Consider the following 2,589-nt stretch of genomic DNA (forward strand, 5'->3'; position numbering starts at 1 on the left):
GGCGTGCACCGGCTGGCCTTTCCGGATAACCGCCACGCCCGCCTGTACGTGCCCCGGCAGGACGACGACGCCCCGCTGCCGCTGCTGGTGCTGCTGCACGGCGCCGGCGGCCAGCACGGCGGCGGCGACCTGCTGGCGCTGGCGCACGCGGCCCGGCAGCGCTTCCTGCTGCTGCTGCCCGAGGCGCTGTCGACCAGCTGGGACTTCCTGCGCGGCGGCTACGGCCCCGACCTGGCCTTCATCGACCGCCTGCTGCTGTGGACCATGCAGCGCTACGACGTGGCCGCCGACGCCGTGGCGCTGGGCGGCTTCTCCGACGGCGCCTCGTACGCGCTGTCGGTCGGCCTGATGAACGGCGGCCTGTTCGCCGACATCTTCGCCTTCTCGCCCGGCTTCATGTCGCCGTTGCGGCGCAGCGGCATGCCGCGCGTGTTCATCGCCCACGGCAAGCATGACCGGGTGCTGCCGGTGGAACGGGGCAAGGCCATCGCCATGCGCCTGGCCGGCGAAGGTTACGCGGTGCAGTATGGGGAATTCGACGGCGCCCACCTGGTGTCGCCGCCGCTGGCGCACGCGGCGCTGCGCCAGATGAGCGAACGCTAGGGCGCCGGCACGGCGGCCGCGCTGACCTGGTTGCGGCCGGCCGACTTGGCCGCGTACAGCGCCTTGTCGGCCGTCTCCACCAGCTGGCCGGGGACATCGCCCCGGCGCGGCGCCATCGCCGCCACGCCGGCGCTGACGGTCACCATGCCGAACGGGCTGCCGTGGTGCGGCGTCCGCAGCGCGGCGATCGCCTGCCGGATGCGCTCGGCCACCGCGACCGCGCCCTCCAGGCCGGTGTTGGGCAGCAGGATGGCGATTTCCTCGCCGCCGTAGCGGGCCACCACGTCGCCGGGCCGCTTGGGCGTCAGCGCGCGGATCAGCTTGCTCACGGCGCACAGGCAATCGTCGCCGGCGCCGTGGCCGTACAGGTCGTTGTACTGCTTGAAGTAGTCGACGTCGATCATCACGCAGGACAGCGTGTCCTGGTGCCGGATCGCGCGGCTGAACTCGTTGCCCAGGGTGACGTCGAGCTGGCGGCGGTTGGCCAGCCCGGTCAGGCCGTCCTGCATGGCCAGCCGCTCCAGCGTGCGGTTGGCGCCCTCCAGCGCGTCGCGCGCCCGGCGCAGCTCGGCCTCGGCCTGCACCCGCAGGTTGATCTGGTCCACCAGCCGCTTGCCGAAAAAGCCCAGCAGCGCGGCCAGCACGATCACGCCGATCGAGCGCGTGAAGCTGTCGCGGCGCCACTGCTCCAGCATCTCCTGCTGCGACAGCGCGGCCGTCACGAACAGCGGATAGTGCTCCAGCCCGCGGTAGCTGTTGTAGCGGACCTCGCCGTCGTACGACGAGGCGTACAGGCCGCTGCCGCTGCTGTGCGCGCGGTAGGCGCGGAACAGCGTGCTGTCGGCCAGGCTGACGCCGACCCGCTTCTCGTCGTACGGCTGGCGCAGCATCAGCGCGCCCTGGCCGGAGATCAGCGCCACCGCGCCGCGCGCGCCGATGTCAAAGCTCTGGTAGTAGCGGCGGAAGTAGTCGATGTCCAGCGTGGCCAGCACCACGCCGCCGAAGCCGCCGTCGGCCTTGTCGAGGCGGCGCGACACCGGGATGATCCATTTGCCGCTGGTGCGGCTGACCACCGGCAGGCCCACGTGCGGGCCGCGTCCGGCGTGGGTGCGGTGGTACTCGAAGTATTCGCGGTCGGCGTTGTTGAGCGAGGCGCCCAGCACGGCGGGCGAATTGACCAGCCACTGGCCGCGCTCGTCATACATGAACAGGCCGGCCAGCTGCGGCAGGTTGGCCACGTGCGCCTGCATCTGCCGGCGCACCCGCACCAGCTGCGGCGCGCCCAGGCCGTCGGCCTCGATGCGCTCGACGATGTCGGCCAGCGCGGTGTCGGCGGCCTTGATGGTGTCGTCGGCCTGCTGCGCCATCGCGCGCGCCACGTTGGAGGCCAGGCGCTGCATTTCCTGCAGCTGGGCCTCGCGCGCGATCAGGCTGCGCCAGACGTCGACCGCCACCAGCGACAGGCAGACCACGCCGACAAACAGCGTGGCCCAGAAAGTGATCGTATAGCGCTTAAACATGGGCGACATGGCCGGCGGGCGCGGCTATTCGGCAAATCAGGCGTGCCGCGCCGGTCAAGGCGCGGGCAGCATCGGTTGCAGGCTGTGCCATACGAGCTCCGGCGTCAACTTGACCATGCAGTCCTGGTGCCCCAGCGGACACTCGCGCTGCTTGCACGGCGCGCAGTCCAGCCGCAGCGACAGCGAGGCCGCCAGGTCGGAAAACGGCGGCGCGTGGCCGGGGTCGGTGGGGCCGTACAGCGCCACCACCGGCCGGTTCAGCGCCGAGGCGATGTGCAGCAAACCGGAATCGTTGGCCACCACGGCGGCGCTGCCGGCGATCAGCGCGATGGCCTCGGCCAGGCTGGTGGCGCCGGCCAGGTTGAACACGGCGCCGCCGGCGATGCCGGCCGCCACCTCGGCGCAGGCCGGCTGGTCCTTGGGCGAGCCGAGCAGCACGATCCGGGCCGCGCCGTCGCGCGCCAGG

3 protein-coding genes are annotated in these 2,589 nt (G+C 72.2%); 1 reads left to right on the top strand and 2 read right to left on the bottom strand.

The features are described from left to right. On the top strand, positions 1-603 hold a 603-nt coding region (locus GTP90_RS35370; protein WP_161087883.1), incomplete at its 5' end, for an alpha/beta hydrolase. On the opposite strand, the gene GTP90_RS35375 is transcribed toward GTP90_RS35370, so the two are convergent. Both GTP90_RS35375 and waaF read right to left on the bottom strand, forming a co-directional pair. Then, positions 600-2,123 (bottom strand): GGDEF domain-containing protein, encoded by a 1,524-nt coding sequence (locus GTP90_RS35375; protein ID WP_161087884.1) that lies wholly within the window; start codon positions 2,121-2,123, stop codon positions 600-602. The two genes, GTP90_RS35370 and GTP90_RS35375, sit on opposite strands and share 4 nt — an antisense overlap. 54 nt (positions 2,124-2,177) lie before the next feature. Then, the coding region (waaF, locus tag GTP90_RS35380; protein WP_161087885.1) for a lipopolysaccharide heptosyltransferase II at positions 2,178-2,589 on the bottom strand (412 nt) is incomplete at its 5' end.

This window comes from Duganella vulcania (assembly GCF_009857655.1).
Lineage (GTDB): Bacteria > Pseudomonadota > Gammaproteobacteria > Burkholderiales > Burkholderiaceae_D > Rugamonas > Rugamonas vulcania.